4 protein-coding genes and 1 pseudogene are annotated in these 4,012 nt (G+C 73.9%); 4 read left to right on the top strand and 1 reads right to left on the bottom strand.

Annotated elements, in window-relative coordinates; all coding sequences use genetic code 11:
* Positions 1-142 precede the first annotated feature (142 nt).
* Together AB0M20_RS30695 and AB0M20_RS30690 are read left to right on the top strand one after the other, a co-directional pair.
* Entirely contained in the window at positions 143-895 is a 753-nt protein-coding gene (locus tag AB0M20_RS30695; protein ID WP_364303817.1) for a hypothetical protein, read from the top strand.
* Positions 896-938: 43 nt separating this feature from the next.
* Entirely contained in the window at positions 939-2,144 is a 1,206-nt protein-coding gene (locus tag AB0M20_RS30690) for a glycosyltransferase (RefSeq protein WP_364303816.1), read from the top strand.
* Here AB0M20_RS30690 and AB0M20_RS30685 read toward each other — a convergent pair.
* Positions 2,141-2,755, bottom strand: a complete 615-nt coding sequence (locus tag AB0M20_RS30685) for a class I SAM-dependent methyltransferase (protein ID WP_364303815.1) — start codon at positions 2,753-2,755, stop codon at positions 2,141-2,143. The genes AB0M20_RS30690 and AB0M20_RS30685 overlap by 4 nt on opposite strands.
* 102 nt (positions 2,756-2,857) lie before the next feature.
* Between AB0M20_RS30685 and AB0M20_RS30680 the strand changes: the two genes are divergently transcribed.
* Both AB0M20_RS30680 and AB0M20_RS30675 read left to right on the top strand, forming a co-directional pair.
* A complete protein-coding gene (locus tag AB0M20_RS30680) occupies positions 2,858-3,649 on the top strand; it encodes a DUF4262 domain-containing protein (protein WP_364303814.1) in 792 nt (263 codons plus the stop codon).
* Positions 3,650-3,770: 121 nt separating this feature from the next.
* Positions 3,771-4,012, top strand: a pseudogene (locus tag AB0M20_RS30675) (serine/threonine protein kinase); the annotation flags it as partial.

The raw sequence follows: 4,012 nt of genomic DNA, 5'->3' as shown, positions 1-4,012 counted from the left end.
CGAGCGGCAGGCCGCCGCCTCCCGCGGCGGCGGCCGGCACCGGAAGTGCCGTGATGATCAGGAGCAGCGATATCGCCAAACGCCGATGCATGACACCGTCCTATGCCACGAACGCGTCCGGGGCAACCCGTAGGCTGTTCGGGTGCTGCTGACCGTCGTCGCCGACTACGGCGTTGGTGACCTCGCCTTCGCCGAGGTCCGCCAGCGTCTCGCCCTGCTGCTGCCCGACGCCGAGGTGACGGCGATCCCGGTGCCGCCCTTCGACACGGTGAGCGCAGGCTTCTGCGTCGCCCAGCTGGCCTTCGGCGACGGGCCGCCCGACCGGGTCCTCTACGCCAACGTGGCGCCACGCCAGGACGAGGACCGGCCGCGCGAGGACAACGCAGGCGAGCGGCTGGTGGCCGCGCGGCTCGACTCGGGGGTCCTGGTGGTCGGCGTGGCCGCCGGAGCCAGCATGTCCTTCCTGGCCGACGAGGGCGTGCCGCTGCACGCCGTCGACGTGGCCGACGCCGGGTCGCAGTTCCGGTCGCGGGACGTCTTCCCCGACGCGCTGGCCGCGCTGGTGCGCGGCGACGGCGACCTGCTGGGGGAGCGGGTCACCGTCGATCCCGCGCCGGTGCGGTCGGTGGTCTACACCGACGGGTACGGCAACCTCAAGACCAGCTGGCACGACGCGCCGGCCGATCCCGGAACGACAGTGCGCGTGCGGATCGGCGAGGCCGTCCGGGAGGTCGTGGTCAGCGACGGCGTGTTCGCGGTGCCGGCCGGGGCGATCTCGTTCGCGCCGGGCAGCTCCGGCTGGCGCGAGCCGTGCTACGAGATCTTCGCCCGCGGCGGCAACGCCGCCGAGCTGTTCGGCGACCCGGCGGCGGGCACACCGGTCGAGTTGCTCTGAGTTCCGTCCTGTTTCCGGGGTCTCATCCTCGTCTGGAGTCTCGATGCGGATTTTGATCGTCACGGCGGGTTCGCACGGCGATGTCGCGCCCTTCACGGGCCTGGGCCGGCGCCTGCAGGAGGCGGGTCATCAGGTTGCGCTGGCCGCGCACGGCCGGTTCGCCGGTTTCGTGCACGGGCGCGGGCTGGAGTGCCGGGAGCTGCCCGGCGATCCGGTCGAACTGGTCCGCGCCCGCACGGCCGCCCCCTCGCCGGAGGCGGCGCAGTCGGTCTTCGCCGCGTTCCTCGACGAGCTCGGCGACGGCGTGCTGGACGCCGCGGCCGCCGGCACCGACCTGCTGCTCACCGCCTTCGGTCCGGCGCCGCTGAGCCGGGTCGTGGCCGACGGCCTCGGCATCCCGAGCGCCGGCGTCTACCTCGCGCCGGGCGTGCCCACCCGCGACTTCCCGCCACCGGGCCGGCCGGCCGGGGAGCCGGCCGAGAATCTCGCCGCGGGCCACGAGGTGCTCGCCCGGACCGGCGCCCTCTACGCCGGCGTCCTGCGTCGCCTGAGGGAGCGCCTGGGTCTCCCGGCCGCCGTCGCGGAGACTCCGGCGGACTGGCCGATCTTCCACGGCTACAGCCCGGCGGTCGTCCCCCGGCCCGCCGACTGGCCCGCGACGGTGCAGGTGACCGGATACTGGTGGCCGGCCGGGACACCCGGATGGCAGCCGCCGGATCAGCTGACCGACTTCCTCGCGGCCGGGCCGCCTCCGGTGTTCATCGGGTTCGGCAGCATGACCCCGGATCACGAACGGCTCCATGACGTCGTCGCGGCCGCCGTCCGGCAAGCCGGCGTACGCGCCGTCGTCCAGTCCGGCTGGGCCGGGCTCGGACCCGCCGGCGACGACATCCTGCTCGTCGGCGACCTGCCCCACGACTGGCTGTTCCCCCGGACGGCCGCCGTGGTCCACCACGCCGGAGCGGGCACCACCGGCGCCGGGCTCCGCGCGGGAGTCCCGGCCGTCCCGGTGCCCGTGCTGGTCGACCAGCCGTTCTGGGCGGACCGGCTGCACCGCCTGGGCGTGGCGCCGCGGCCCCTGCCCATGCCCGACCTGGCCGCCGACACCCTGGCCGCCGCACTCCGGACCTGCCTCGACCAGCCGTCCTATCGCGACCGCGCCGCCGAGCTCGCCGGCCGGATCCGGGCCGAGGACGGCGCCGCCGCGGTCCTCTCCGGGATTCGCGACCTTCAGCCCGTGCGCCGCTAGTCCTTGCGGCGGGCGAGGAACGTCGAGTCGTGCGCGTGGACGGTCACGCCCTCGCGGGTCATCGTCCGCGGCCGCTGCTCGACCACCACCGCCTCGAAGTCGCCCGGCAGCGCGGGCAGCAGCTCCTCGGCGGCGAACATGGCCCGGCGGTGACTCTCGCTCAGCTGGTGGAAGACCTCCGACGGCGCGTGGCCGACGATCAGCAGGTGCCCGCCGGGCGCGACGGCCTCGGTCAGCCGCCGTGCCACGTCGACGATGCCGCCGTCCGGCGGGTGCAGGTAGTGGCTGGTGACCAGATCGAAGGTCCGTCCGCCCGCGGCGAAGGCCCGGGCGTCGATCTGCCACCAGTCGACGCGGTCGGCGACCCCGGCCTGCTCGGCGTGCCGGGCGGCGCGGGCCAGCCCGTTGGCCGAGAAGTCGGCGCCGGTGACCCGCCAGCCCTGACTCGCCAGCCAGAGCACGTCGCCACCCTCGCCGCAGCCGACGTCGAGCGCGGTGCCCGGCGTCAGGCCGGCCGCCTCGGCGACCAGCTGCGGGTTCGGGTTCCCGCTCCAGATCTTCTCCTCGCCGGAGTACCGCTCTTCCCAGGCCGGTGGTTCGAACATGTCCATAGCGGCGAGTGTGCTGGCCTCCCCGGAGTCCGACAAACTCTCTTGCCGTTCCGGCAAAAGGACGGGGCAGCGCGCCGGCTCGCGGCTCGATAACCTCGGCCGGTGACCGGATATCCCGACGCGTGCTTCTGTCTGCTCGAGCCCGGGACGGCCGAAAAGATGGACGAACGCGACCGGGACATCGCGGCGAAGATCACCGGGTACGGCTGGGCCTCCCGCGGCGTGCTGGGCGACGACCAGAGCCCGCCCTGGGCGTACTCGATCGGCCTGTGGCACACGTTCCGCAGCCCGGAGGTGTCCGTCTTCGGGCTGCCGTACGACGTCGGGATGGAGGTCGTCAACGTGCTCGGCGGGCTGGTCCGCGACGGTGAGCGGTTGCGGCCGGGCCGGCGCGGCGACGTGCTCAACGGCTACGACGTGTCGCTGAGGCCGGCGCATCCGGGGTGGTATCCGCAGTTCTTCGGCACCGCCCTGGATTTCTACGTCCTGCCGCCGGTGCCGATCGTGCAGGCGCTGTGGCCGGACACGCAGGGACGGTTCCCGGGCGACGACGGCGCCCCGTACGACGAGCAGCCGATGCTCTGGCTGCCGCCCGACCAGCACCCGCCGAGCCTGTGGACGCAGGTGGATCCGTACTTCAACTGGCCGTTCCGCACCAGCCTGCCCTACTTCCCGGCCCGCACCACCCAGGCCGTGATCGACGGCACCGCCCCGGTCACCAGCGTCGTGCGGGCGGACGACGGCTCCTGGACGTTCTCCGACGGCATCTTCGCGGCCGACGCCACCAGCACGCTGCGGCACATCCTGGCCCTGCACCCGTACGTCGCCGAGGTCGCCGACCTGGACGAGGGGGAGCGCGCCGACCGCGACGGCGACGCCTGGACCCGGCGTTGACACGGCAGCTCCGCCTCGATGCGGCGCACTCGCCACCCTGAACGAGCCGCATAGAGCGCAGTGATTGCGCGCTCCGTGATCGCCTGCGCACAATGGGTGCTCGCTCGTCCTGGAGGCGCCCATGTCGCGACCGGCGAAGCTGGGGCCGCACGACCCGCCCGAGATCGGGCCGTACACGACGCTCGCCCGGCTGGGCCGGGGCGGGCAGGGTGAGGTCTATCTGGCGGCGGACGCCGACGGGACCCGGGTCGCCGTCAAGGTTCTGCGGGTCGACTGGGACTCGAGCGGCGTGCTGAAGCGGAACCTCGACCGGGAGCTGGTCAACGCCCGCAAGGTCGCCAAGTTCGTGACCGCCAAGGTGCT

The sequence above is a fragment of the Actinoplanes sp. NPDC051633 genome, from assembly GCF_040681735.1.
Classification (GTDB): domain Bacteria; phylum Actinomycetota; class Actinomycetes; order Mycobacteriales; family Micromonosporaceae; genus Actinoplanes.
Note: the sequence above shows the minus strand (reverse complement) of the source record. Positions and strands in the feature narration are given on the sequence as shown.

Coding starts and splice junctions, on each gene's coding strand:
- AB0M20_RS30690 (WP_364303816.1), top strand. CDS start 939: ATGCGGATTTTGATCGTCACGGCGGGTTCGCACGGCGATGTCGCGCCC.
- AB0M20_RS30685 (WP_364303815.1), bottom strand. CDS start 2,755: ATGGACATGTTCGAACCACCGGCCTGGGAAGAGCGGTACTCCGGCGAG.